Annotated in this window: 18 protein-coding genes and 1 tRNA gene; 9 read left to right on the forward strand and 10 right to left on the reverse strand. The window is 56.6% G+C overall.

Features of this window, described 5'->3' with window-relative positions; genetic code table 11:
* The first annotated feature begins 69 nt into the window (after window positions 1-69).
* Both OZ410_RS06860 and OZ410_RS06865 read left to right on the forward strand, forming a co-directional pair.
* Window positions 70-5,592 carry a S8 family serine peptidase gene (locus OZ410_RS06860; RefSeq protein WP_277707211.1) on the forward strand — a complete coding sequence of 1,841 codons (5,523 nt, stop codon included), beginning with the start codon at window positions 70-72 and terminating at the stop codon, window positions 5,590-5,592.
* A gap of 102 nt (window positions 5,593-5,694) precedes the next feature.
* The gene (locus tag OZ410_RS06865; protein WP_277708346.1) at window positions 5,695-7,212 is read left to right on the forward strand and encodes a glycoside hydrolase family 32 protein; all 1,518 of its coding nucleotides are present in this window, start codon (window positions 5,695-5,697) and stop codon (window positions 7,210-7,212) included.
* A gap of 99 nt (window positions 7,213-7,311) precedes the next feature.
* Here OZ410_RS06865 and OZ410_RS06870 read toward each other — a convergent pair whose 3' ends face one another.
* Window positions 7,312-7,821 (reverse strand): nicotinate-nucleotide adenylyltransferase, encoded by a 510-nt coding sequence (locus OZ410_RS06870; RefSeq protein ID WP_277707212.1) that lies wholly within the window; start codon window positions 7,819-7,821, stop codon window positions 7,312-7,314.
* Between the two features lie 229 nt (window positions 7,822-8,050).
* Between OZ410_RS06870 and OZ410_RS06875 the strand changes: the two genes are divergently transcribed.
* From OZ410_RS06875 to OZ410_RS06885, 3 genes are read left to right on the forward strand one after another with little or no spacing between them, the layout of a single operon-like run.
* Window positions 8,051-8,662: a flavin reductase gene (locus tag OZ410_RS06875; RefSeq protein WP_277707213.1), complete on the forward strand. Its 612-nt coding sequence runs from the start codon at window positions 8,051-8,053 to the stop codon at window positions 8,660-8,662.
* Entirely contained in the window at window positions 8,659-9,828 is a 1,170-nt protein-coding gene (locus OZ410_RS06880) for a M20 family metallopeptidase (RefSeq protein ID WP_277707214.1), read from the forward strand. Before OZ410_RS06875 ends, OZ410_RS06880 begins: the two co-directional genes overlap by 4 nt.
* 3 nt (window positions 9,829-9,831) lie before the next feature.
* Window positions 9,832-10,860, forward strand: coding sequence for a hypothetical protein (locus OZ410_RS06885; RefSeq protein ID WP_277707215.1), 1,029 nt, complete (start codon window positions 9,832-9,834; stop codon window positions 10,858-10,860).
* A gap of 52 nt (window positions 10,861-10,912) precedes the next feature.
* Here the strand turns inward: OZ410_RS06885 and OZ410_RS06890 are convergent, their stop codons facing one another.
* The 3 genes from OZ410_RS06890 to deoC form a co-directional block, all read right to left on the reverse strand.
* Window positions 10,913-11,569 carry a WG repeat-containing protein gene (locus OZ410_RS06890; protein ID WP_277707216.1) on the reverse strand — a complete coding sequence of 219 codons (657 nt, stop codon included), beginning with the start codon at window positions 11,567-11,569 and terminating at the stop codon, window positions 10,913-10,915.
* Between the two features lie 73 nt (window positions 11,570-11,642).
* The gene (locus tag OZ410_RS06895; RefSeq protein ID WP_277707217.1) at window positions 11,643-12,095 is read right to left on the reverse strand and encodes a DUF2267 domain-containing protein; all 453 of its coding nucleotides are present in this window, start codon (window positions 12,093-12,095) and stop codon (window positions 11,643-11,645) included.
* An 86-nt stretch (window positions 12,096-12,181) separates the two neighbouring features.
* Window positions 12,182-12,865, reverse strand: coding sequence for a deoxyribose-phosphate aldolase (gene deoC / locus OZ410_RS06900; protein WP_277707218.1), 684 nt, complete (start codon window positions 12,863-12,865; stop codon window positions 12,182-12,184).
* A 125-nt stretch (window positions 12,866-12,990) separates the two neighbouring features.
* Here deoC and OZ410_RS06905 point away from each other — a divergent pair, with 125 nt between their 5' ends.
* The gene (locus OZ410_RS06905) at window positions 12,991-13,839 is read left to right on the forward strand and encodes a universal stress protein (protein ID WP_277707219.1); all 849 of its coding nucleotides are present in this window, start codon (window positions 12,991-12,993) and stop codon (window positions 13,837-13,839) included.
* A 48-nt stretch (window positions 13,840-13,887) separates the two neighbouring features.
* Here OZ410_RS06905 and OZ410_RS06910 read toward each other — a convergent pair whose 3' ends face one another.
* A complete protein-coding gene (locus OZ410_RS06910) occupies window positions 13,888-14,748 on the reverse strand; it encodes a universal stress protein (RefSeq protein ID WP_277707220.1) in 861 nt (286 codons plus the stop codon).
* A 170-nt stretch (window positions 14,749-14,918) separates the two neighbouring features.
* On the opposite strand from OZ410_RS06910, the gene pta reads away from it, so the two are divergent.
* Window positions 14,919-17,012, forward strand: coding sequence for a phosphate acetyltransferase (pta, locus tag OZ410_RS06915; RefSeq protein WP_277707221.1), 2,094 nt, complete (start codon window positions 14,919-14,921; stop codon window positions 17,010-17,012).
* 21 nt (window positions 17,013-17,033) lie between these two features.
* Entirely contained in the window at window positions 17,034-18,224 is a 1,191-nt protein-coding gene (locus OZ410_RS06920; RefSeq protein WP_277707222.1) for an acetate/propionate family kinase, read from the forward strand.
* Between the two features lie 18 nt (window positions 18,225-18,242).
* On the opposite strand, the gene OZ410_RS06925 is transcribed toward OZ410_RS06920, so the two are convergent.
* From OZ410_RS06925 to OZ410_RS06945, 5 genes are all read right to left on the reverse strand, one after another.
* Complete coding sequence (locus OZ410_RS06925) at window positions 18,243-18,653, reverse strand: hypothetical protein (protein WP_277707223.1); 411 nt, start codon at window positions 18,651-18,653, stop codon at window positions 18,243-18,245.
* Window positions 18,654-18,663: 10 nt separating this feature from the next.
* Window positions 18,664-19,434 carry an RNA polymerase sigma factor gene (locus OZ410_RS06930; RefSeq protein ID WP_277707224.1) on the reverse strand — a complete coding sequence of 257 codons (771 nt, stop codon included), beginning with the start codon at window positions 19,432-19,434 and terminating at the stop codon, window positions 18,664-18,666.
* Window positions 19,435-19,501: 67 nt separating this feature from the next.
* Window positions 19,502-20,581 carry a response regulator gene (locus OZ410_RS06935; RefSeq protein WP_277707225.1) on the reverse strand — a complete coding sequence of 360 codons (1,080 nt, stop codon included), beginning with the start codon at window positions 20,579-20,581 and terminating at the stop codon, window positions 19,502-19,504.
* Window positions 20,559-23,408 carry a PAS domain-containing protein gene (locus OZ410_RS06940; RefSeq protein ID WP_277707226.1) on the reverse strand — a complete coding sequence of 950 codons (2,850 nt, stop codon included), beginning with the start codon at window positions 23,406-23,408 and terminating at the stop codon, window positions 20,559-20,561. The genes OZ410_RS06935 and OZ410_RS06940 overlap by 23 nt, the downstream gene beginning before the upstream one ends.
* A gap of 198 nt (window positions 23,409-23,606) precedes the next feature.
* On the reverse strand, window positions 23,607-24,068 hold the full coding sequence (locus tag OZ410_RS06945) for an Hsp20/alpha crystallin family protein (RefSeq protein ID WP_277707227.1): 462 nt from the start codon (window positions 24,066-24,068) through the stop codon (window positions 23,607-23,609).
* A gap of 182 nt (window positions 24,069-24,250) precedes the next feature.
* On the opposite strand from OZ410_RS06945, the gene OZ410_RS06950 reads away from it, so the two are divergent.
* Window positions 24,251-24,325: transfer RNA gene (locus OZ410_RS06950), tRNA-Val, on the forward strand.
* Window positions 24,326-24,453: the final 128 nt, after the last annotated feature.

Consider the following 24,453-nt stretch of genomic DNA (forward strand, 5'->3'; position numbering starts at 1 on the left):
GCTCCAAATTCTTTCCTTCCCGGGCCTTTATGGTCCGGACCTATGGCGCTTTGGCCAAACAACCGCCATATGAAAACATCTCGCCCCGGGTTTCTGCGTGAAACCCCCTCCCGTCTTTTGGTACTCATGGCCTGTCTCTTTTTGGGATGGGCATCCCATGCCCAGAATTATTCCACTACAGGAGCTTCTGATAACTGGGAGGATCCCGCGGCATGGACCTGCCAGGGAGGGCCCTGCCAGAAAAACCCTTATCCGGATACCGATGTCACGGGTACGGTTACCATCAACCATACCCTGAACTACTACGGCAACCCGCCCATCAATGTGCATAACGGGGGGGTCTTACTGCTGCAAGGCGCTACATTGATCAACTACAGCAACCTTAATATTTTTACCGGCGGGCTGGTAACCCTTACCGGCTCTTCGCTTACCGTAGGCCCGGGGGTCCTAAATGTAGATGGGCGCATGGAACTGACTCAGAGTGTAATTGAAAAGGATGGGAATGTGGTCAATAATTCCGAAGTGGCCCTGGAGAATGCCTGTTTCACCCTGTTGAGCGGCAATTTCAACAATTATGGTGCCCTTTCAGGCTCGGGCGGGGTGAAAGTCCTAAGTGGCAACCTGAACAATACGGGAACCTGGGATGCGGATATACAGTACTATTATGCCAATAACAGCAGCGGGTTGCCCGGGGTTCCGGGTACCCTCGAGGATCTGGAGGCCCTTTGTCGGTGCGCCCAGGTCAATTGCGATATTGAATACGCCTACGATTTCCAGTTTAAGACCGAAGGGAAACTAAGCCCGGCCCTGCTCTCCCTGGCCCTTACCTACCTGGACGCCCCGGAAACGGACCCCCTGATTTATACGATTGATACCCGCAATACCCCGGCAGACCTTACCGACGACCGGGTGCTGGTGGAAATTGTGGTCACGGACAACCAGATCGACGCCCTTTTTACCGTGTTGCAGGGGTTTGGGATCAATACCACCCTGCAATCGGCCTCCAATCCTGCGGGGGACCTGCTTTCCGAATACGACCTGTCCGCAGGCGTGCGGGTGGTTACCCTCTATGTACAGATAGACCAGGACCTCTTGGACCTGGACGACGAGCCTTCCCTGAACCGGGTGTACGAACCGGCCCGGCTTACCAACCGGATTACCAGCCAGGGCGATTTTGCCCAGGGGTCCCTGGCCGGGCGCCTGGGGTGGGATGTTAGTGGAGCCGGTGTGGGGGTAGCCGTGATTTCGGATAGTTATAACAACAGGGGCGGGGCAGCCCTGGACATCGAGAACGAAGACCTGCCCGGGCCGGGCAATGCGGCCGGGTATACCAGCCCGGTATCGGTGTTGCAGGACCTGCCCGCGGGGGGCTCCGATGAAGGTCGTGCCATGTTGCAGCTGGTGCACGACGTTGCCCCGGATGCCGACCTGTATTTCCGCACCGGCTTTATTTCCGAATACAATATGGCTGCCGGTATTACCGAAGCGGCAGCCCTGCCCGGGGTCCATATTCTGGTGGACGACCTGACCTACCTGAAGGAACCCTACTACAAGGATGGGATCATAGCCCAGGCCATAGCGGGGGTGGTGGCCTCCGGCAAGCACTATTTTACCTCGGCGGGAAATTTCGGAAACCGCTCCTACGAAGCCGGGTTTACGCCCATGCCAGGGGATGGTCCTGCCCTGTACCGCCACCGCTTTGACGAGGACTTCCTGCAGGAACTGACCCTGAACCCGGGCCTCTATGTGATTGGCCTGCAATGGGACGACCATTATTATTCCCTGGGGGAAGGCGGGGCCCAGGCAGACCTGGACATCTACCTGACCGATGGTTCCGGAAACAAGGAATTTGGGTACAACTGGAACAATACCGGGGCAGACCCCATAGAGCTCATGTACTTCCGGGTGCTGCAGCCCACCACTACCTACCTGATGATCGAGCAGGCCGGAGGCAGCAGCCCCGTTCCCTTTAAATATGTGGTTTTCCGGGCCGGGGACGACGGGGCATTCCTGGCACAACCCGCCCTGAATGCCTCCACCATTGTAGGGCATGCCAATGCCCAGAGCAGTACCACCATCGGGGCTGTGCGCTACGACAACAGCCCGAATTTTGGCGGGAGCCTGCTGGCCCAGCAGTCCTCCTCCCTGGGTGGCACCTATACCGAAGGGGGCGTAAGGAACCAACCGGCCCTGATGGGGCCAACCGGGGGCGACACCTCTGTAGACCTGGGCGCCCCGGATTTTGACAACAACAACCTTCCGAACTTTTTCGGGACTTCCGCAGCGGCGCCCCATGTAGCCGCCGGCGCAGCCCTGTTGCAGGAAGCCGTGGGCAAATACCTGAAGGACCCGCAGACCGAGAGTTTCCTGCCTACGGTAGGTGATCCGGCCAACTTTGCCCCACCCCGGCTGCTGAAGGACCACGCCCTTCCTATGCCCAATGCCTATGGGGCATACGATTATAAGCACGGGTACGGGTTTGCCGCTGTAGACGCAGCCCTGGCTTCCTTTGCCAACCCCGTTCCGAATTTCACCCGCTTTAATTACGACGACGTGCTGGCGGCCAACCCGGATTTTGTGCCGGGAACCGAACCGTTTTACCTGACCCTGGAGGGCGCGTATTTTACAGATGCCTCTGTGGTGTATTTCCGGGGGGAGGCCCTGCCCGAAGACACCGAAGGAGACCTGGATGCCCTGAACAGCTACCAGGTAACCAGCAGTTCGCAAATCCAGGTGTACCTCGATACCTTTGTGGGTGATCCGGCTTTTTTCATCTACACCCCGCCCAATGACGCCCTGACCAACGGCTCGGATGGAGGCTCTTCCGATACCCTGAATATCCTGGACCTGCCCCGTACGGCCGTGCTGGTCCGCCCCAGGGATACCGTACGCCTGTTCGGACAGCCCAACCCGACATTCACTTTTGAAGTACTCCGGCAGCTGGATGCCAGTACTACCGAAGTCCTGCCCGAAGCCGAGATGGCCCTCTTTCTCAATCCCGCCCTTTTTCAACCGGAATTCACCACCAATGCCCTGCCGGGTTCGGATGTGGGGATTTATGCGATAACCATGGCCCCAACCGTGCTGGATCCAGGCCTTACGGAACTCTACGAGATCACCTACGACAGCGGGAACCTTTTTGTGGACCCCATGCCGGTAACCATACAGGCCGTATTTGCGGATGGGGTGGAGTCCATTACCTACGGCGATCCTGTGCCGGACATCGTTTTTATCTACAACTACGGGGAGGCAGGCGATGCGGACGACCCGGTTGCATCGGTCCAATCCGAATTTGCAGCGGCGCATACCAATGGCTTTAACCTGGTGAACGGGTTTAGCCTGGTGAACGGGTTCAGGCTGGTAAACGGACAGCCGGAAATCAATGGGTTTTCCCTGGTGAACCGTTCATTTTGGGTTTCCGAATCCACAGAACTGGCCACCCGTACCGTACAGGAAAACGGCTTTAGTCTGGTCAATGGGTTTAGCCTGGTCAACAGTGCTACGGCCTCGGACCCTGTTAAGCTGATCCCTCTGGAGGCCGACCTCTTTACCCAGGTTGTGGCCGATGAAGCTGCCAACGGGCAGGATATCCAATCCCCCTTTACCTATACGCCCCAGGAGGCAGACCCCAACGGGTTTTCCCTGGTGAATGGATTCTCGCTGGTGAATGGCGTAAGCCTGGTGAACAATGACGGGCAGGTGAACGGTTTTTCCCTGGTGAACGGCTTTAACCTGGTGAACGGCTTTTCCCTGGTGAACGGCACTCCGGCAACCAACGGGTTTTCTCTGGTGAATGGCTTTAGCCTGGTCAACGGCTTTAGTCTGGTCAATGGGTTTAGCCTGGTCAATGGCTTCTCCCTGGTCAATGGGTTTAACCTGGTCAATGCACAGCCGCCCTCCGGGCCGGACAATGCCCCGCCCGCTGCCGTGGAACAACCTTTACTGCTGGTTAATAGCGTAGACAGCCGGCTTAGCGTGGATTATGAAAGCCCGGTACTCTTCAAGGCGGTTACCGTGCTTACGGGACTGGACCGCGGCCCCCAGTTCATAGTGCCGCCCGCCCTGATCAATACCAATTATCGGGTTTACCTGGAACTCTTCCCCTTCCAGGTAACGCCTGCCGCCCTTACCCTGACCACCCTGGATTTTCCCGCAAGTGGGGAAGCCCCTGTGGAATACGGGGATTATACCGCAGAACAGGCACCGCCATTGGGCTATGAGGTGAGTGGTTTGCAAAACGGGGACCTGGCTGCGGACCTATTTAATGGCTTGCCCGTGTTTGCGGATTGCGAGAGCTGTCTTCAGGGGAAATACCCTGCGGGCCAGCATCCGGTGGTGGTGGACACCACAGGCCTGGGTGTCCGGAATTACGAAGTGACCCTGGACCTTGCCGGTCGCTTCACGGTTTCCCCGTATGCGCTCACCCTTACCGTGCAGGATTTTACCGGTACCTATGGAGACCCGGGGCCACTGGACATCTCTACCGCCCTTTCACGGCCCGGGAACCCGGGGTGGACCGAGGCTGACCTGCCCTATGGGGAAACGGCCCAGGATATTCTGGGCTCCCTGGCCTTTAATCCTGAAGCCCTGTGTGCTGTGCCCGAAGACGGCTTGATCCGGGTAAATCCGGAACCTGTACCGGAAAATTATGCCCTCACCTTTCTGCCGGGGCAGCTTACCCTGTTGCCGGCTCCGCTCCATTTGCAGGTGGGTGACGCCTACATAAACCTTGGCGACCCTATCCCGGATACCTTTGGCGTCCTGGCCAGCGGCCTGGTGTGTTCCGATACAGAACCGGCCGGCTTTGGGTTTGCCATCTATGATGCCCTGGAGACAACCCCGGTACAGGCGCCGCTGGCCGAAGGGGTATACCAGGTTCGTATCGATGAAGATACCCTCCCGCCTGGATATGAAACCTATAGCATTACCCAGGGTTACGGGAGCCTCTATGTAAACCCCTCGGTGGGCTGCGACGACCGCATAAAAGCAGTGGATTTATGTAAGGCCCCGGCTTCACTGCCGGAAGACCCCAGGATGACCACCCTGTTGACCTTTACCTTCGAGAACCGGACCAGTACGCCCATCTATGTACCCTTTGGTACACCGGAAAACCGGTTTAAGGGTAATGCCGTTTATATCGGGGAGGCCCCGTCGTTGTTTGCGCCCGGAGTTCATGAATTCCAGGTATATACGGATGGGGGAAATATACAGTGGGAGATCATTACACCGGGGTGCAGTAGTGCCTTTAAATCTGCCAATGGCTCCAAAGCCAATGATTGCAAGGGAGGGCTCAACCTGACGGCCAAGACCTCTGGGGAGGTGTTTGAGGTGAATGTGCAGGTGCGGGAGAACCCCCCGGCTGCCTATCCCAACCCCGTAACCGACTACCTGACCCTGTTTGTGGGGCAGATGCGGGGGCCGGTACGCGTAACCGTTTTTGATAGTGTTGGGCGTATGCTGCTCCAAAAGGACTATGAAGCCACCGGGCAGGCCGAGGTTTCCCTGGACGTGGCCGGCCTCAAACCCGGGATCCTCACCCTGGTTACCGAAAACCAGGGAAGCCGGTCCGCTTTCCGGATTGTAAAACGTTAGGATGGGAAAAGATTTTTGGGTTTTGCCTATCTTGGGAGGATGGTGAAGAAAAGGATATTTGTGTTTGGCCTTACCGGGGTGGGCCTGCTTATTGGGGTGTTTATGGCTTGCAGGCCGGGTGGCACACCCAGACCGGAAACGGGGGCGTCTGGCCCGGAGCCGCACCGGCCCCGGTTTCATTTTACCCCTCCGGCCCATTGGATGAATGATCCCAACGGGATGTTTTATCTGAATGGGGAGTACCACCTACATTACCAGTACTACCCGGATAGCACCGTCTGGGGCCCCATGCACTGGGGGCACGCTGTTTCCCGGGACCTGGTGCGCTGGGAGCACCTGCCTGTTTCCCTGGCTCCGGATTCCCTGGGGTATATATTTTCCGGCAGTGCCGTGGTGGATGCGGACAACCGTTCCGGCTTTGGTACCCCGGACCAACCCCCTGTGGTGGCTGCGTTTACCTATCACGATCCCGTGGCCCTGGAGGCCGGGCGGAAGGATTTTCAGAGCCAGGGCATAGCCTACAGTCTGGACGACGGGCGGAACTGGACCAAGTATGAGAACAACCCGGTGTTGCCCAATACCACGGAAAACCAGGATTTCAGGGATCCCAAACTGATCTGGCACCCGGGAAGTGAACAATGGGTTATGGCCCTGGCCGTGTACGACCGGGTACAGTTCTATGGATCCTCTGACCTGAAGAACTGGGCTTTCCTTTCGGAGTTTGGCCTCCCCGGCGATACGCGCCTGTGGGAGTGTCCGGATTTGTTTCCTTTGCGGATGCCCGGGTCCCGGGAGGAAAAGTGGGTGCTCCTGGTAAGCATACAACAGGAAGGCCCGAATGGCGGCACGGGGACTTCATATTTTCTGGGCGATTTTGATGGCGCCAATTTTTCGGCCGATGCCGGCGGGCAGCACTGGCTGGATTACGGGCCGGACAATTACGCCTTTGTAACCTGGGATAATGCTCCTGTGGGCTGGGGGAGCCGGCTGGGGATCGGGTGGATGTCCAACTGGCAATACGCTCAGGAAGTACCCACGCAAAGTTGGCGCTCCGCCATGACCTTACCCCGGGTGTTAAGCCTGAAAACACTGGGAGACAGCCTGGTACTGGCCGCTCTTCCCGTTCCTTCCGTAAGCGGTCTTCGGGGGGAAGCCACAGCCCTGCCCGAAAAAATTACCGGGCGAAAGGCCATCTCTGGAAACTTCAGCCCTTCGGCCTGTGACCTGGTCCTGCAAACGGACCTTTCCCGTACCACGGCTACCCGCTTTGGCTTTACCCTGACCAATGCAGCGGGAAACAAACTGGAAGTGTCATTCGACCGGGAAGCGATGCAAATGCGGGTAGACCGGACCCGGAGCGGTCCCGGGGGCTTCTCCGATACCTTCTTTAAAGGCCCGCATACGGCCCCAATGCTTATGGAAGGCAATGTTTGGGATGTGCGGGCCCTGCTGGATGTGGCATCTATGGAATTGTTTGCAGGTGAGGGCGCCCTGAATTTCACGGAAATCTTCTTTCCGGAAACCCCGTTTGCCACGTTGGAACTCTGGGCAGAGGGGGATTGGTACCTGAATGAAGGTACCGTTTATGCTTTGGGAGCTGCCACACGGAAGGAACCCTGAAAAAGGAAGCCCTGGCCAACAGGCCAGGGCATTCCGGTAACCCCGGGGAGCCTCCCGAAGCCTGGCTCCCCTTACCTATGCGTTACGTGCGCAAGGCAACTACAGGAAGTTTCCGCGATCATCAATCTTCACGCGAAGTCTTTTATCCCCGTTTTCAAGGGTCAGTTTGTAGGTTTTTACCGCACCTTTGTTTTGGTGGTAATTCACCCGGTATACATCCTTGGTGATTTCCCAACCCGGGAAGCGATCTACAACGGCCAGCCGAACGGAATTCGGGAGGGCAATGTTGTCGAAGCGCTCAATAGTGCGAATAATGTTTCCGTCTTTATCGTAGGCGGCCAGGATACTGCCTTCCGGGATATAGAACCGGATTTGGTAGTAATTGTAGTCGTCTTCGTAAAATTCGGAGTTTTCCAGGTCGAATGCTGCCACTTTGCGTTCCAGCATTTTAACCGGGATGGCAGCGGGTTCTTCATTGGCCACGCTGCTCAGGTACTTGTAATTAGTGGCATAAACGGTTACTTCGGATAGTTTTTCCGTTTTCACAATCTGGGCCAGTGCCGGGGTAGTCAGCCCAATACACAACAGGCCTAACAACAGTTTTTTCATGGCGGTATTTTTTAGGTTTCCATCGCAGCCCGAAACGGTTCCGGGTCTGATATGAAGGTAGGGGGAAGCCCTGCTTCCCGCAATGACCTGAATCATAGGGGGCTGTCCCCGGCCTCAGGGCAGTTTTTAGGTAAATAGCCGGGAGGGCCGGATTACCGGGGTGGGAGCTGACGCAGGTCAGTGGCCAGCCAGCCATTACATTGTACCTTCTTGCGGAAACCCCCTGGCTATGAAGAATCCTATCCCAAAGGGTTTTGAAGCCCTGGATACCCGCACCCCGGTATGGTCGCGCTTTTTTATGGTAGCCCCGCTGGTGGTCATCGGTACGCGTGAAGGGCATGATTATGACCTGGCCCCCAAACACATGGTAACCCCCATGGGTTTTGGGAATTATTTTGGTTTTGTCTGTACCCCCCGCCATGCCACCTACCAGAATATTGCACGGCATGGGGCCTTTACCGTAAGTTTTCCCCTCCCGGACCAGACCCTGGTTGCCGCCCTGAGCGCCTCGCCCCGATGCGGGGAGCAGGAAAAGTCCAAACGGGTTCTGGAGTGGCTTCCTACCTTGCCTGCCCCGGGCATGGATGCCCCCTTTTTGCAGGATGCCTATCTGCTTATGGAATGCTCCCATTTTAAAACCGTGGATGGTTTTGGGGAAAACAGCCTGATCACAGGAAAGATTGAACGGGCGTATGTGAAGCGGGAATACCTTCGTATTTCCGAGGATGATCCCCAACTCAAGCTCGCCCGAAACCCGTTGCTGGCCTACATAGCAGAAGGCCGGTTTGCAGTAGTGGGGGAGACCTTTGCTTTTCCATTTCCCAAAGATTTTCAGCGATGACTATCCGGCAGGAAACGGCAGCACGGGTCACCGCCTGGCTAGAGGCTCACCAGCAGGAGCAACTGGAATTCCTGGAAACGCTGGCGTGCATGGAATCTCCTTCTTCCCAAAAATCGGCCCAGCACCGCCTGCTGGAGTGGCTGGCAGCCGCCTTCCGGGAACTGGGATTCCAGACGGTTAGAGTGCCCGGGAAGGAAACCGGCGGTTTCCTTTACGCCCGCCCGTCGCGCAGCCAAAAGGGCAAGCCCCTCCAACTCATGTTGGGGCATTGCGATACGGTATGGCCTGAGGGTACCCTGGACCAGATGCCCGTATCCCGGCAGGAGACCATCCTGTCCGGCCCGGGGGTGTACGATATGAAAGCGGGGATTGCCCAGGTCATTTTTGCACTGCGCTGCCTCCGGGAACTGGAACTGACAACCCCGGTAACGCCTTTGGTCCTTTTTAACTCCGACGAGGAAATCGGGAGCCGGGAATCCACACGTACCATTGCCCGCCTGGCCCGCCTGGCAGACCGGGCATGGGTGCTGGAACCGCCCCTGGGGCCCGAAGGCCAACTAAAGACCCGGCGCAAAGGCCTGGCCCGTTTTACCCTGACTACCCATGGCAAGGCGGCCCACGCCGGGCTGGACCCGCAAAAGGGCGTCAATGCCATAGTGGAAATGGCGCACCTGGTACAACGCCTGTACGACCTCAATGATTTTGAAGGCGGCACCACGGTAAACGTCGGTCTCATTGAAGGCGGGATTGCCCCCAATACCGTGGCCCCCATGAGCAGGGTAGTGGTGGATGTCCGGGCGCCCAATGCCGAGGCAGCCGAACACGTAGAATGGGTGATTCGGAACCTGGAGGCCCGCTCCCCGGGCATCCGGTTGGAGATTGAGGGTGGTTTTGGCCGCCCCCCCATGGAATTCACGCCCCGTAACCGCAGGTTGTGGCAGGCGGCAAAAGGAGTAGGTCATACTTTGGGCATCCGACTGGAACAGGCCGCCGCCGGGGGTGGATCCGACGCCAATACCGCCAGCCAGTATACGGCAACCCTGGATGGATTGGGTACTCCCGGGGATGGCGCCCATGCCGTCCATGAACACATACGCATTCCGGCCCTGAGGGAACGGACTGCCTTGCTGGCCTTGTTGCTATTGCTTGAACCCTTCAATCCCTGATCCATGGAACGCACCGCAGACATCTACACTTCCCTGACCCGAATCTCGGACCTTCCGCTGATCCCGTATGTGACTGAAAAGCTGCCCCGGAACCAATGGGAACGGGGGGATTATGTGGTCTGCGAGATCCGGGACGCAGGGGGAAATGCCCTGCTCCTCGAATTGCCCAACGGCCGGATGCGAGGAGTCATTGGAGGGGAATGGGTGATGGGCGCCCTGGGCGATCGCTTTGCTACCCTCGAGGCTACAGGTAGCTGGGAAGCCATAGCGGAAGATGGGGAAATGCATGTTCTTACCGGTGCGGGTCTATTGGGCAAGCTCACTTCAAAATCAGTATTCCTTCCGCCTATGATGCAGTGCGTCTACCAGGGGCATGCCCTGCGCAATGGTAAAAAAGTTACCATGGACGATTTTGTGGCCACGGCAGAACCGCGGGTCTTCAATACCCCGGTCATCCTTTTTTACGGCACCTCCATGTCTGCAGGTAAAACCACGTCGGCACGTATCGTTACCCACCTGTTCCGGCAGGCCGGGTACCGTGTGCTCGGTGCCAAAGTAACAGGAGCCGGGAGGTTCAAAGACATTCTGGCCATGAAAGACGTGGGCGCTGTGGCTATTTTTGATTTTGTGGACGTGGGCCTGCCTTCGTCCATTTGTCCGGAAGCGCTCTACAGGGAAAAACTGGAACAGTTGCTCAGCCGGATGGCTTCCGTACCCGCCGATGTGGCGGTGGTGGAAATTGGCGCCTCCCCCTTGGAACCCTATAACGGTACCCTGGCTTTCGAAGCCCTGAAGGATACCATTGTCTTTTCTGTCTTAAGCGCTTCTGACCCCTATGCCGTCCTCGGGGTGATCGAGGCCTTTGGCCTGCGTCCGGACCTGGTAACCGGGGTGGCCTCCAATACCCTGGCCGGAGTGGCCCTGGTGGAGCGCCTTTGCGGGGTGCGGGCCCTGAACCTTATCGACCCGGACAATACCCCCAAGTTGCGGGAACTCCTCTCCCGGGCAACCGGCCTTGATTTGGGCGCATAAAAAAATACACCCGGAAAAATCCGGGTGTATCTCTCGGGCCACTGCCGCATCTTTAAAGGTCCAGCTTTCGGATTTCCCATCGTTGCTTTGCTGATTTCACGGCCACCAGGTGGGGCTGGAGGATTCGCGTGTGCAACTCCGGGGTTTCGTACCGGCGGGGGTCCATCATGATATTGATCCGCTCGGTCAGCGGCCAGATCATTTCGCCTTCCGGGTTCAAAATTACCTCGGTAAAGGCGTAATCGAAAATATTCAACTGGAAGTTGTTTTTTCCCCTGAATGTCTTCTTGAAATAAATACCCACAGCCATGCCGCCGTTGAATTCGGACAAGTTCAGGTATTCGGGATTAATCAATGTTTTGCCGGTTGGTCCGATGTACCCGTAAAACGGAATGCCATCTTCCTTCAAGACCCGGATCGGGCAGCGCCCGTCCCGGAACCTGGGGTAGGGAATAGAAGCCACGCCCTGGGATTCGGGGTCCGGGTGTTCATTCCATACCAGGTCGTCCCGGAAGGGAATCACCAGTTCTCCATCGCTGTTGATAAAGCCCCAGCGATTGCCCTGGCGTACGGCTGCCAGGCCTTCGTGGAAGGGGGTAACCTCATCCAGTTGGGTCAGGACCGGTTTGTTGATGTCGGCAACAGATTGGGCGGCCCCTGCCATGGGCAGGGCCAGAAGAGCGGTTAGCAGTAAGAAAACGCGTTTCATGATTGAAGGGTTTTAAAGGTGGTACAAGTTCGCACCAATTCACTGGTCCTGAAATGATATCGATCAGCCTTTTTTAGAACATCAGTTGGGAGTATACCATATGTTTCAGGTCCCGCGGAAGGGTGTTGCGAACGTCTTCCATTTCGCCCAGGGAAACGTATCTGCGGAGGAACATAAAGGTGAGCTCAATGTACCGTTCCACCAATTCGTTTTCCTCACCCAGGTCGCCCGGGGCACTAACTCCGCAGCGGTGGCGTACCAGGGCTATAAAGTCTTCCATGGTCCGGATATCGTCCGGGGTTTTCCGGGTAGACCAGGCGTTTACGTAAACGGCTTTCAGGAACATGGGAAACTGGGCAAATAACTGAATGGATTCGTTAATCGGGATAATGTCCCGTAGGGCGTGCAGGATGGCGGAAAGGATCCGTCCGGCTTTGTCCGTGTCCCGGCCAAAGCCCATATGCTTGGCATAGTCTTTTAAAAAGGCGTTGCCTTCGCTGGCGTATTGGTTGAAGTGTAAGGCCATTTTTCCGGATTTATGGGGTTATACCCGGAAGATGGAGGTTTTTGGGAAATTACCCAATGACCTGGGTCAGGCCCGAAGTTGAACTATTACCCGGGAAAATGGGCGCGGGCTTCCCCCAGGATACCTACAGCCGAGGAGGTGCCAATTCGGGTAGCCCCGGCACGGATATAAGCCAGGGCCGTTTCCAGGTTGCGTATACCCCCGGAGGCCTTTACCCCGAGTTTTCCGGACACGGCAAGGCGCATCAGCGCTACGTCTTCCAGGGTTGCCCCTGCCGGACCAAAACCCGTGGAGGTTTTTACGAAATCCCAATCTGCATCCAGCGCCAGGGCACAGAGCCTCTTTTTTTGGGATTCATCCAGATAACAAGTTTCCAGGATGAGCTTCAGGCAGGTGGCCGGGGCAGCCTTGCGCAGGGTTTTCAATTCGGCCTCCAGGTATGCCCAATCCCCGGACTTTACCCGCCCCAGGTTTACCACCATATCCAGTTCAGTAGCCCCGGCTTCCAGGCAGGCTTCGGCCTCACAGCGCTTGGCAGGGGTGGAGGTGGCCCCCAGTGGAAAGCCCACCACGGCTGCCAGGCCTACCCCGGTCCCGGCAAGGACTTCCCGGGCCAGGCTCAGATAGCTGCCGTTTACACAAACCGTTTTGAAATGGTGTTCGGCTGCTTCGGCACAAAGGGTGCGGATCTGGGATTCCGTTGCGGTTGGGGCAAGCAGGGTATGGTCCATATAGGCGGCCAGTGCCCTTAGGTTCTCAGGCGTTTCCATAGGGTTAAAGGTAGGCATTCCCCGGGGGAAATCCGCGGGATCAAACCCGCGTTGCCGGACTGATGGAAATCATGGAATCCCGTGCTTCCAAAAGGTATCTTTAAGAGCATAAAGCCGCAGCCGCCATGAAAAACGTCCTGATCCCCACCGACTTTTCCGATAATGCCAGGCATGCCCTGAACTATGCCCAGCACCTGTTCAAGGCCGAAGCCTGTACCTTCCATATCCTGCATTGCTACACCCCGGCCTTTTACCGTATGGATTATGTAATGGGCGGCCCCGAGGTGAGCGCCATCCCGGATACCGGGGTTGACCTTTCCCTGGCCGGGCTGGAGCAAACCCTGGAGGACGCAAAGCGGGATTTTCCCAACCCGCTGCACCGCTTTGAGATGCGCTCTGAATTCAATACCCTGACGGATGCCATACAGGAGGTGTCCCAAGCGGTCCCCCTGGACCTTATTGTCATGGGGACCCGGGGGGCAAGCGGCGCCAAGCAATTCTTCCTGGGGTCCAATACCGTTTTTGCCATCCGCAAGGCGCAGGTACCCTTACTGGCTGTACCGGAAAGGGCGCGCTTCCACCCCTTGCGCACCATCCTGTTCCCGCACGATTATCTGTATCCGGTTGGCCGGGAGGACCTGCAACCCCTGTTGCAGCTGGCCACAGCCCAGGACGCCAGGGTCATGCTGTTGCACATCGATGCGCCCGGCGGGCTTACCGATAGCCAAAAGGACCACAAAGCCGGCCTGGAGCGCGGGCTGGGTTACCTGGACTATGAGACCGTTGCAGTGGAAGCCGAAAACATCCCCCAGGCCATCCTGGAGTTTACCGAGACCCACCCCATAGACCTGTTGGCCATGATGAACCGCAAGCATACGGTACTGGAGCGGTTGCTGCAACGCCAGAAGGTAGACCAGATCGGATTCCACATACAAATCCCCTTTCTGGTCATTCCGGATCATTCGGCTCAGTAAGCCTCTTTCGCATGTTCAGAAAGGGGAAGCCCTGTGGTTTTTCCGATATCAGAAGAACAGGGTTTGCAGGTTTTGTTCGTTAAAACTCAAAAGCGGGATGTGGCTTGCGGAAGCCATTTGTTTTACCAGGTCCTTGCGGAACCAGCGTTTTACGCGGTCCCTGTGGTTGCGCTCCAGCATCCCGATCAGGCCGGCATGCAGGTGTTCCGAATAGTCCTTAAGCGTATGGGCTACATCTTTGGATTCCAGGAGTTCGAAGTACAGGTTTTCATAATCCGTACGCTCCTGCAGCATGGATTTGAACCAGGCCATTTGGGAATCCCCAATATGCTCACGGTCCGCGGTTACATGCACCACCCGCACTTCGGCATCAAATGCCCTGGCCAGGGCAATTACCTTTTCGAGGGCCTTGAGGTCTTCCACTTCAAAGTCTGTGGCGTAAACCATACTGGCCGGTTCTTCAAACCGGTATCCGGCGGGTACGGCCAATACGGGGCAGGGGGCTTTGTCGATAAGTTTCTTGGTGGTACTGCCCATAATGGTCTCCATCAGGCGGGTTTCGCCCTTCATTCCCACCACGATCAGCCGGGCATGCCATTCGGAGGCTTTGGAAATAATCCCGGAGAGTACGGACATATTTTCAACGGGTTCTATCTGAAGCTGCGGCAGGGTTTCTTCGGGCTTGCCCGCGTTCTCATAGAAGCGCTCCAGGCGCCTGCGCTCCGAAGCGATAGCGTCTGTATGCAGGCGGGGGTAGGGCGCCTGTAATTCCGTGCCCAGCACAGAGGGCACATCGAAGACATGGGTCAGCACCAGGCGCATTCCCAGCATCCGACTCAGGGTCTGGGCGCATTGGAGGGCAGATACCGATGCTTCGGAGTAGTCTGTGGCGTATAGGATGGATTTCATGGTTGAATACTTTAGGGTTCCATAAAGATAGGTCCGGAATGCCGGGGCGTAAATGACTTGCATCAGGGAGTAAAAAGCGTTCGGACACCTTTGAATTATGGGGAAATCCCTTTCGCCGGGATGGGTTAATCCCCTACCTTTGCGGTGGCAATTGAAACCTGTTTTCTCCCATGAATAAAGCCATTTACATAGCTACCATCGAGGCCTTCAGCGGCAAATCCATCATCTCCCTGGGCCTGATGCAACTCCTCCTGGGTAAAATGGCCCGGGTGGGATATTTCCGTCCCGTTATAGACGATTATCCGGAGGGGACCCGGGACAACCACATCGAAACTATCCTGGAACACTTTAACCTCCCTATGGCTTATGAAGAAACCTATGCCTGCACACGCAGCCAGGTGGTGCTTAAGCTAAGCCGGGATCAGGAAGACGAGGTGGTAGACAGCATCATCGAAAAATACAAGCGCATCGAAAGCCGTTTCGACTTTGTGCTGGTAGAGGGCACGGATTTTACAGGGGAGGGAGCCATCATAGAGTGGGATTTCAATGTCCTGATCGCCAAAAACCTGGGGTTGCCTACCATTGTCCTTTCCACCGGGGTGGGCAAGGGCCTGGAAGAATTTGTCAATGCCCTGGCCCTGGCCTGTGATTCCTTTAAGGACAAGGGGGTGGAGGTCCTGATGGCGGTTGCCAATAAGATACAACCCGAAAACCGGGAGCTGGTCCTGCAGCGGCTCGGGGAACAACTGCCCGAAGGGGTTCTTACGGCGGCTATCCCGCTGAACCCGACCCTGGGGAACCCCAGCATGCGCGAAATTGTGGAAGCAGTACAGGGAGAAGTCCTGTTCGGGAAGGAAAACCTGGAGCGGCAGGTAGGTCATTACGGGGTAGGGGCCATGCAGTTGCGGAATTACCTCACCCATATAGGGGAAGATACTTTGGTGGTCACCCCGGGGGACCGGGCGGATATCATCCTGGGGGCGCTGCAGGCGCACCTGTCTGCCAATTACCCGTCTATCTCCGGGATTATCCTGACGGGAGGATTACTGCCGGAAGCGCCCATTATCAAGCTTATTGAAGGCTTGTCCGAGGTGGTACCCATTGTTTCCGCCCAGGGGGGCACGTTTTCCGTAGCCAATACCGTAGGTTCCATACAGCCCCGGATCTACGCCGGCAACGCCCTGAAGATTGAAACCTCCCTGAAGGACTTTTCTACCTATGTGCCCGAGGACGAATTAACCGAGCGGCTGGTTACCTTCCAGCCCAACGGGATTACCCCCAGGATGTTTCAGTACAACCTGTTGAAGAAGGCACAAACAACCCCCAAACACATCGTATTGCCGGAGGGGACAGATTCGCGTATCCTCCGGGCCACCCGGGACCTGATCCACCACGGGGCGGCCCGCCTGACCCTGCTGGGCGACCCGGAGCTGATCCGCGCCCGGGTTAAGGACCTGAAACTGGACCTGGACCTGAATACCGTAACTGTGCTGGACCCGCGTTCCGCTCCCCGTTTTGAGGAGTATGCGGAAACCCTCTATGAACTCCGCAAACACAAAAACATGGACATGACCATGGCCCGGGACCTGATGACGGATGTTTCATATTTCGGGACCATGATGGTCTACAAAGGCCATGCAGATGGGATGGTTTCAGGCGCCGCCCACACCACGCAACACACCATTCGCCCGGCCCTGCAGTTTGTGAAAACACGCCCAGGGGTTTCCCTGGTATCCTCAATTTTCTTTATGTGTCTGCCCGACCGTGTTGTGGTCTTCGGAGACTGTGCCATCAACCCCAATCCCACGGCAGCCGAACTGGCAGCCATTGCCATTTCTTCCGCAGATACCTCCATGGCCTTTGGTATCGAACCCCGGATTGCCATGCTGTCCTATTCCTCCGGAAGCTCCGGGAAGGGAGCCGATGTGGAACGCGTACGGGAGGCGACCGCCCTGGTGCGGGCCCAGCGCCCGGATCTGAAGATAGAGGGCCCCATTCAATACGATGCTGCAGTAAGCCCGGAAGTAGGCCGGAGCAAACTCCCGGACTCTGAGGTGGCAGGTCGCGCCACTGTTTTTATCTTTCCGGACCTCAATACCGGGAACAACACCTATAAGGCCGTTCAGCGGGAAACCGGCGCCCTGGCAATAGGGCCTATGCTGCAAGGGCTCAATAAACCGGTAAATGACCTGAGCCGCGGCTGTACTGAAGAGGATATCTTCAACACCGTTGTCATTACGGCTATCCAGGCCCAGGAAGTATAATCGCGAAACCTATTCCCTACGATGCAAACCAAAATCCTAGTCCTGAACAGCGGGAGCTCTTCCCTTAAATTCCAGCTTTTAAAAATGCCTTCGGAGCAACGCCTCTGCCAGGGCCTGGTGGAACGAATCGGAGGGGAAGGTCCGCGGATGCGCGTAAAGGCAGGTGGCAGGGAATGGGAATCCGAACTGGATGCCCCAGACCACGGAAGTGCGCTGGAGGCCATTGTACAGGTACTTACGGATCCTCAGTACCAGCTATTGGAAGATGCCGGGCAACTGGCGGCAGTGGGGCACCGGGTGGTGCATGGCGGTCCCCGCTACAACCAAACCGTGGCGATCACGGAAGACGTTAAACAAACCATTGAAGAACTGTCCCGCCTGGCCCCCCTGCACAACCCGCCCAATCTGGAAGGGATCCGGGTGGCCGAAGCCTGTTTCCCCCGGGCCGTGCAGGTTGCCGTTTTCGATACGGCTTACCACAGAAGTATCCCCGAACACGCTCGCAGATACGCCCTGCCCGAGGAACTTTACCAGGAACACGACATCCAGGTTTTTGGCTTCCACGGTACTTCTCACCAGTATGTGGCCGGGGAAATGGCTGCCGAGTTGCCTGCCGATGGCAAGATGGTAAGCCTCCACCTTGGGAATGGTTGCAGCGCCACAGCCATTCGCGGCGGAAAGAGTGTAGACCACAGCCTGGGCTTTACCCCGGGTAACGGACTCATTATGGGGTCGCGCAGTGGCGACATCGACCATGGTATAGTCCTCTATCTGGCCGAAGCGCTGGGCTACAAGCCCGGGGAGCTTCGCCAGCTCTTCAATGCGGAAAGCGGGCTTAAAGGCCTCACCGGGTATAGCGACCTGAGGGATGTGGAAGCCGGGGAAGCCCGGGGCGATGCCGCCTGCCGTCTGGCGCTGGAAATGACGGCCTACCGGATCCGGAAATACATCGGGGCGTACGCCGCAGCCATGGACGGGCTGGATGCCCTGGTCTTCACAGCCGGGATCGGGGAGCATTCCAGTCGGATGCGGGAACTGGTATGCCGCGGCCTGACCTATCTGGGCCTGCACCTGGATGCAGGGCGTAACCAGAACCCCGGTGAGGGAAAACAAGCCATCCACACCCCGGATTCCCGGGTGTCTATCTGGATTGTCCCTACCGATGAGGAACTGGAAATTGCCCGCCAGACCTATGCGGTACTGGGGGCATAACCCTATGAATAGAGAGGCTTACCAGTTACGGGCGTAGCCAAACACCATTTTTTTGAATTCGCGGAAATCCGCGCCAAACACTTCCATTTTACCGGCCAGGCGACGGTGTTCGTCCCGATAGTCCGCGTCGGCCAGCCCGGCTTCTGCCCGTTGGATGCGGCTTAGCAGCTGTTCATGAGCCAGGAGTTCCTCGGCCAGGTACTCAAAGAGCATCTGATGAAGCCGGTCCAGGTTCGCGAGCATGCCGGTATAAGCAGCCTGGTCCTGTACTTGCTCCCGGCGCTGGCGAAGCAGGGAGTCAAAAAATCGCGTTTCATCTTTCCAGAAGGCAACGGTTTCCAGCCACTCCTGGCTTTGCCGGTGCAGTTCTTCCAGCCCTTCTGCCAGCAGGTAGTCACTGCGGGAGATGAGTTTTTTGGTGGGGTTCATGGGGGTATCTTTAAAATTCTTCTAATTTTTCCTTCAGGGATAATTGCAGGATTTCCCGGGTGCGCTCCAGGGTGCGGGATACTTCAGCCACGGATTGCATCTTGATGGCGGCAATTTCCTCCAGGCTGAAGAGCTGCTCGTGAGCCAGTTCAAAGACGCTGCGCATCTGGGCCGGCATACTGAAGAGCAGGCGCTCCAGGTGTTCTGCAGCATCCGGAGCCGGCCGGTTGGCGTCGGTCAGGGCCATCATGTCCTCGTGCGCATCGTCCAGGAAGATGTTCTGCAAGAGGTGGCGGTGGTCCTGATAGGAGATATCGTCCAGTTCTTCCAGCATCACCAGGTCCCCGTCCCCGTCCGTGCTGAAGTTTTCCAGCATTTCGGAGTATTCGGCCCGGAGGTAGTCGTCCAGGTTGTCGTAAAATACGGCATCAAAGACCTCCTCTACCTCCATGTCTTCCAGGAGTTTTTCGGCCCGGTTAAATAACCAGCTGTGGAAGGCTTCCGCAGAAGGAACTTCGTCAAGGTGGTCCAACACCTCCAGGAACAACTGGTCAAAAAAATCGTCAGGCTTGTATTTGTTATGGGAAATCACCCCCTTGGCCAGGGCCAGCCTCAGGCCACGGGTAATGTAACGTTTTACGTCGGGCAGGACTTTCAGCAATACTTCGTTGAAGGCCTTGCGGTTGTCTTCGGCTTGCAGGGCTACCAGCCTCGGGTAACTCTCGGCGACAAACCGGTTAAATTCGGCCTGCCGTTTGTCGTAGTGCACCTTATTTTTCATGACGCCTACCTATTTTGGGATTACACCTGAAGTTCCGTAATGCCCTGCCCAAAACAAATGATCTTTATCAGCCCGCCGGCTGATAGTCTGCCATTCGTGCCAGGCGTTCGGGGTCCGTAATAAAGATCTCACGGGCTCGCCCCATACGGATTATCCCTTCTGCCCGGAGTTCGGAGAGGGCCCGGATGGCGGTTTCGGTGGCTGTGCCCACCATCCCGGCCAGGTCCTCCCGGGCAATTTCAAGGGCTTCGGTATCCCGGTGCCGGGCCACCCCAAGATCCTGAAGTTTTAAAAGGGTCCGGGCCACGCGGTGTTTTACCGGCCAGTAGGCCATTTGCATGAGCTGTTCTTTCAGGTCAATCAGGTCGCCGGAGATCAGTTCCATAAAGCGGTGGGCCACTTCCGGGCTGCGATCCAGCAAATGGACAAAGTCCGATTTGGGAATGGCGTAAATTTCCGAAGGCTCCATTACCCAGGCAGATTCCAGATAGGTGCCCCCGGGGTTCAACAAGTCAAGCTGCCCCACAAATTGTCCGGGTCCGAACAGGCCGCTAACCAGTTCTTTCCCGGATTCTGCGGTTTTGTAGCATTTCACCAGCCCCGTATGCATATAATACAGGAAATGCGCCCCGTCTCCCTCCCGGAAAAGGTAGTCCCGGGGGGCATACTCCCGGGCGTAATACTTCCTTTCAATGTGGTCCAGATTCAGGTAGGCTGCCGCCTCCTCTACAAAGGCAGTCACCCCGTGTAAATCCTTGCTGAACTCCCGCTGCAGGAAATCGTGTTTTTTCAGACGGGAGTTTACGGCCCCCAGCAATTCGGCCTCCTCAAACGGCTTGGTGAGGTAGTCATCCGCTCCCATATCCATGCCCTTGCGCACATCGGTTTTTTCCGTTTTTGCCGTCAGGAATATAAAGGGGATGCGTGCCGTGGCGGGGTTGCGCTGCAGCCGTTCCAGCAGTTGGTATCCGTCCATGCCGGGCATCATGATGTCGCACAGAATCAGGTCTGGTTCAAAACGGTTTGCCTTTTCCAGACCGCTGCGGCCATCCGGGGCCGTACGCACGTTAAAACCCGCCAGTTCCAATAGGTCTGCGGTGTTCTCACGAACATCGTCGTGGTCCTCAATAATCAGAATCCGTTTCATGGTTTCCCGGTTTATAGGTTTTTGGCAGGGTAATGCGGAAGGTGCTGCCCCGGCCTTCAGCACTCTCAAAATCTATGGTACCGCCCATCAGGTCGGTATATTGTTTCACAATATGGAGCCCCAGCCCGGTCCCCGGGATGTTTATGGCGTTGCGGGCGCGGAAGAACCGGTGGAAGAGTTGGTCCTGTTCGCTTCGGGGGATGCCCATGCCGCGGTCGGTCACCGAGAGTTGGATCTGGCTCGAAGCCGGTTGCAGCGCAATGTATATGGGGCTGTTTTCCGGCGAATACTTGATGGCGTTGGAAAGGAGGTTAATGAGGATATGGCGGGTGAGTTTTGGGTCTAAACGCACCTCGGCGTCTGGGAGGCTGTAACGTTCTACAAAATACTGCCCCACTTTCAGGCTGGTTTCCAGTTCTTCCAGCACCGAACCGAGAAGGGACAGGAGGTCAAAATCCGAAGCTTTGCACCGGATTTCGCCTTCCTCGAGGCGGGAAAGCGACAGGAAATCGTCCAGGATCACCACCAGGTTGCGCACATTGTTCTTGATCTGTTTGGTGTAGCGCTGGCGCTTGCCTTCCTGGGAAGCATGGTTCTGTTTTTCGATCAGGATGGCCGAGGAGAGAATGGCGCTTAGCGGGGTCCGGAATTCATGGGATGCCATGGAGATAAACCGCGACTTCAGGTCGTTGAGTTCCTGTTCGGTCCGCAGGGCGCGAAGCAATTCTTGCTGGGTGCGTTTCTGGCGGGTGGTATTGCTCCACACCAGCAGGGCCCATTGGATTTGGCCATCTACCGTAAGGGGAGTGGTGTGCACGGCATAGGTGTTTCCGGCCCGCTCCAACTCAAAGCTCAGGTGTTTGCCCTCCAATGTGGCGCGAACCTTGGAATTCAGGGTCTTGAGCTGATGGGCCGAAAACCCCGGCAGGTCCGAAACGTTGGCGCCGTAATGGTTCCATTCCTCCAGGTCAAGGGATTCGAGTTCTTCTCCTTCTAGGTGTACCAGTTGCATGGAGGGGTCGGCCACCAGGATAATCCCTTTCGGAAAATTGCGCGCCATGGCGGTAAAGAGGACATGACTGGCCAGGGCCCGGCGTTCCGCTTCCTGTGTGGTGGTAATTTGTTGTTCCAGGTTCCGGTTCGACTCCTGCAGGCGTTCCACTGTTTCTTCCAGTTCGTGTGTGCGAATGGCTACGCGCTGTTCCAGCTTCCGGGCATAGGATTCCAATTGCTGATGGCTTTGTTGCAGCCGCTGGCGGGTCTGGTGACGTTCAATGGCTACCCGCGCCAGTTGCAACACTTCCCGTATAGCTTCGCGCTGGGGGGTATCCGGCTTTACGCGCCCGGGGATTAAAAAGGTGCAACTCCCCAATACCTCCTGGTGGGAGGAACGGATCGGAAAGGCCCAGACGGAAGCTTCACCCCTTTGCGGTGGCGTTTTGCTTGTGGGAAAAGAAGGGCTTTGGGCAGCGGGGATCACCCGGATAATCTCACGGTTGGCACGCACGGCATCTGCGATATCCCCGAAGCCGTCTTTTTTCAGTGAAATACAGGGGGGTGGTATGGCCCTCGCCCGATGCGGACCCCGGGTGGCCAGGGTTTCCAGGCAATGCCGCCCGGGATGCAGCAGGTGCATATGTACCGTGGCAGCGGCCAGGGGCAGGCGCAAGAGATCGCAAAGGGAGCTCGATATGCGTTGCAGGGGCGCATCGCCGGTGATTTCCTCCAGGATTTTGTGGATGCGGTCCTTCCTGCGGGCTTCGGTTACCTGCAGGCTTACATCCCGGACCACCCCGATAAAGTGATGAGGTTCCCCCTCTGGCCCCACGATGGGGGTCAGGGTAAGTTCGTTCCAGAACAAGCTGCCGTCCTTCCGGTAATTGCGCAATATCTCCGAGCAGGGTTCCCGGGCTTCCAGGCATTGTTTAATACGCCGGATTCCAGGTTGTTTCCGGTCATTTCCCTGCAGGAAACGGCAATTTCGCCCCAGGACTTCTTCCGGTTGGTACCCCGTAATTTCGGTGAAGGCGGAATTGATATAGATCACCGGTTGGTCCGGCAGGCGGGCATCGGAAATAACAAACCCGTTCCCCGCGGCTTCCAGGGCGCGGTTGCGCAGGTTCAGCACGTTCTGCACGGTCTTTGCCTGGGTGACCTCCCGTACTATGGAGAGGATTTTGTGATTGTTCATGGGCACCAGGCGGGCTTCGTAGTGCGCTTTGGCCTGGGGGCCCAGGCTAAATTCCAGGTGCCTGGGGTTACGGTCTTTTCGGATCGCATCAAAGGCTTCAAGAAAACGGTTGGTAAGCTTTTGCGGAAAGAAGGCCTCCATATTGTGCCCTCGAATTTCCGTGCCGGGTTCAAAAAGCGGGCCGCTTATAGGGGGGTAATATTCCAGGAAATTACCCTGGAAATCCTGGATGAATATACTGTCGGGAATGGCCTCAATAAGGGCGTTCAATTGGGTTTGCTGCGCTTTGAGGCGGATTTCGGCACGGGTGTCGGCCTCCAGGTCTCGCAGGAAGACCAGTTGGTAATCCAGTTCTTCCAGCAGGGGGCTGAATCGCATCAGCACCGGCAGGTCTCCCCGGTCTTTGGAGTGCAGGATATGCAGGGCTTCCTGCCCCGGGCTTCCCGCCTGCCCGGGCACCTCTTCCACCAGGGACCAGAGATCCTTCCCATGGATTTCAGAGGAGAGGAAACCAAACAGGCTCTCTGCGGGCGTATTGAGTTGGAGGATGCGTCCCTGAGGGTCAAGCAACGCAAGCCCCTGCGCGGCCAGGTTTTTGGCCCCGGCGCTAAGGGAATATGTGGCCAGGCGACTCATCAGGTGGACTTTAAGGGCTGGCTGGTAATCTTATAAAGATAGGCATAACCCCTGTTAAAAAGCATGACTTGTATCATAAAAACACCCCTCCAATTCCCGTGGAAACTGGAGGGGATTTGCCCGTGGGACTCCAAAACACTGAGGGCTTATGAACAATGGTATCTGATTTATACAGAGTCCCCCGTCAGAGCCGGAGCGTTATCCGACTTCGATGACTTTGGGCGCTTTTTTCTCGGCTTCAGCCCTTTTAAGGACATTGAAGCTCAGGATGCCGTCGTGGTACCGTGCTTTGATCGCTTCTTCCTTCACATTTTCCGGAAGTTGCATGGAGCGTTCAAAAGCATTGTAGTGGAATTCGCGACGGGTGAACATTTCATCCTTTTCGGTTTCGGTCTGTTTTTTCTCTGCGGAGATATTCAGGTATCCGTCCTCGATGGTTACGTTAAAGTCCTTTTTGGAAAATCCGGGAGCGGCCAGTTCAATTTCATAGTGGTCGTCGGTTTCCTTGATGTTCATTGCGGGCTCTACCGTTTTGCCATTCCAGAAGTCGGTTTCCATCATACCACCTTTCCACAAGCGGGAATCAAAAAAATCGTCCATGTCGAAGAAATCCTGGCGCAGCAGGTTTCCAAACGGCCTTTTGAATTTTACAAGTGTCATAGCGATTTGTGTTAAAAAATTAGACTTCAGGTGAATTCTGGCCCCAAAGTATCGGGTTTGTCCGGTTCCTGAAATGATCCAGGTCAGTGCATTGGGAATACCCTGAGGTCCGCCTTTATTTTTACCTGCCCGGCTGCGGAAAAACCCATAAAATTTCCGATCTTGCAGCCCCTTCAGCACAAGGGATATTAGCTCAGTTGGTTTAGAGCGCTGCCTTGACAGGGCAGAGGTCACTGGTTCGAATCCAGTATATCCCACATCAAGCAGAAAACCCCGCAACGCCAGTTGCGGGGTTTTTCATTTCCGGAGTAAACCGAGCTTGCTCGGGTTTTCGCAGGAAATGAAAAAACCATCGATTCGCGAGCGCGAATCGGGGTTTTCTATT

The sequence above is a fragment of the Robiginitalea aestuariiviva genome (assembly GCF_029537735.1).
GTDB lineage: Bacteria > Bacteroidota > Bacteroidia > Flavobacteriales > Flavobacteriaceae > Robiginitalea > Robiginitalea aestuariiviva.

Bases quoted from the DNA above. Each gene is read 5' to 3' on its own strand.
- OZ410_RS06860 (WP_277707211.1), top strand. From the start codon at position 70: ATGAAAACATCTCGCCCCGGGTTTCTGCGTGAAACCCCCTCCCGTCTT.
- OZ410_RS06925 (WP_277707223.1), bottom strand. From the start codon at position 18,653: ATGAACCCCACCAAAAAACTCATCTCCCGCAGTGACTACCTGCTGGCA.
- OZ410_RS06895 (WP_277707217.1), bottom strand. From the start codon at position 12,095: ATGGCCTTACACTTCAACCAATACGCCAGCGAAGGCAACGCCTTTTTA.
- OZ410_RS06865 (WP_277708346.1), top strand. From the start codon at position 5,695: ATGGCTTGCAGGCCGGGTGGCACACCCAGACCGGAAACGGGGGCGTCT.
- OZ410_RS06910 (WP_277707220.1), bottom strand. From the start codon at position 14,748: ATGAAATCCATCCTATACGCCACAGACTACTCCGAAGCATCGGTATCT.
- OZ410_RS06935 (WP_277707225.1), bottom strand. From the start codon at position 20,581: ATGAAACGGATTCTGATTATTGAGGACCACGACGATGTTCGTGAGAAC.
- deoC (WP_277707218.1), bottom strand. From the start codon at position 12,865: ATGGAAACGCCTGAGAACCTAAGGGCACTGGCCGCCTATATGGACCAT.
- OZ410_RS06940 (WP_277707226.1), bottom strand. From the start codon at position 23,408: ATGAGTCGCCTGGCCACATATTCCCTTAGCGCCGGGGCCAAAAACCTG.
- OZ410_RS06945 (WP_277707227.1), bottom strand. From the start codon at position 24,068: ATGACACTTGTAAAATTCAAAAGGCCGTTTGGAAACCTGCTGCGCCAG.
- OZ410_RS06880 (WP_277707214.1), top strand. From the start codon at position 8,659: ATGACTATCCGGCAGGAAACGGCAGCACGGGTCACCGCCTGGCTAGAG.
- OZ410_RS06920 (WP_277707222.1), top strand. From the start codon at position 17,034: ATGCAAACCAAAATCCTAGTCCTGAACAGCGGGAGCTCTTCCCTTAAA.
- OZ410_RS06885 (WP_277707215.1), top strand. From the start codon at position 9,832: ATGGAACGCACCGCAGACATCTACACTTCCCTGACCCGAATCTCGGAC.
- OZ410_RS06875 (WP_277707213.1), top strand. From the start codon at position 8,051: ATGAAGAATCCTATCCCAAAGGGTTTTGAAGCCCTGGATACCCGCACC.
- pta (WP_277707221.1), top strand. From the start codon at position 14,919: ATGAATAAAGCCATTTACATAGCTACCATCGAGGCCTTCAGCGGCAAA.
- OZ410_RS06890 (WP_277707216.1), bottom strand. From the start codon at position 11,569: ATGAAACGCGTTTTCTTACTGCTAACCGCTCTTCTGGCCCTGCCCATG.
- OZ410_RS06905 (WP_277707219.1), top strand. From the start codon at position 12,991: ATGAAAAACGTCCTGATCCCCACCGACTTTTCCGATAATGCCAGGCAT.
- OZ410_RS06930 (WP_277707224.1), bottom strand. From the start codon at position 19,434: ATGAAAAATAAGGTGCACTACGACAAACGGCAGGCCGAATTTAACCGG.
- OZ410_RS06870 (WP_277707212.1), bottom strand. From the start codon at position 7,821: ATGAAAAAACTGTTGTTAGGCCTGTTGTGTATTGGGCTGACTACCCCG.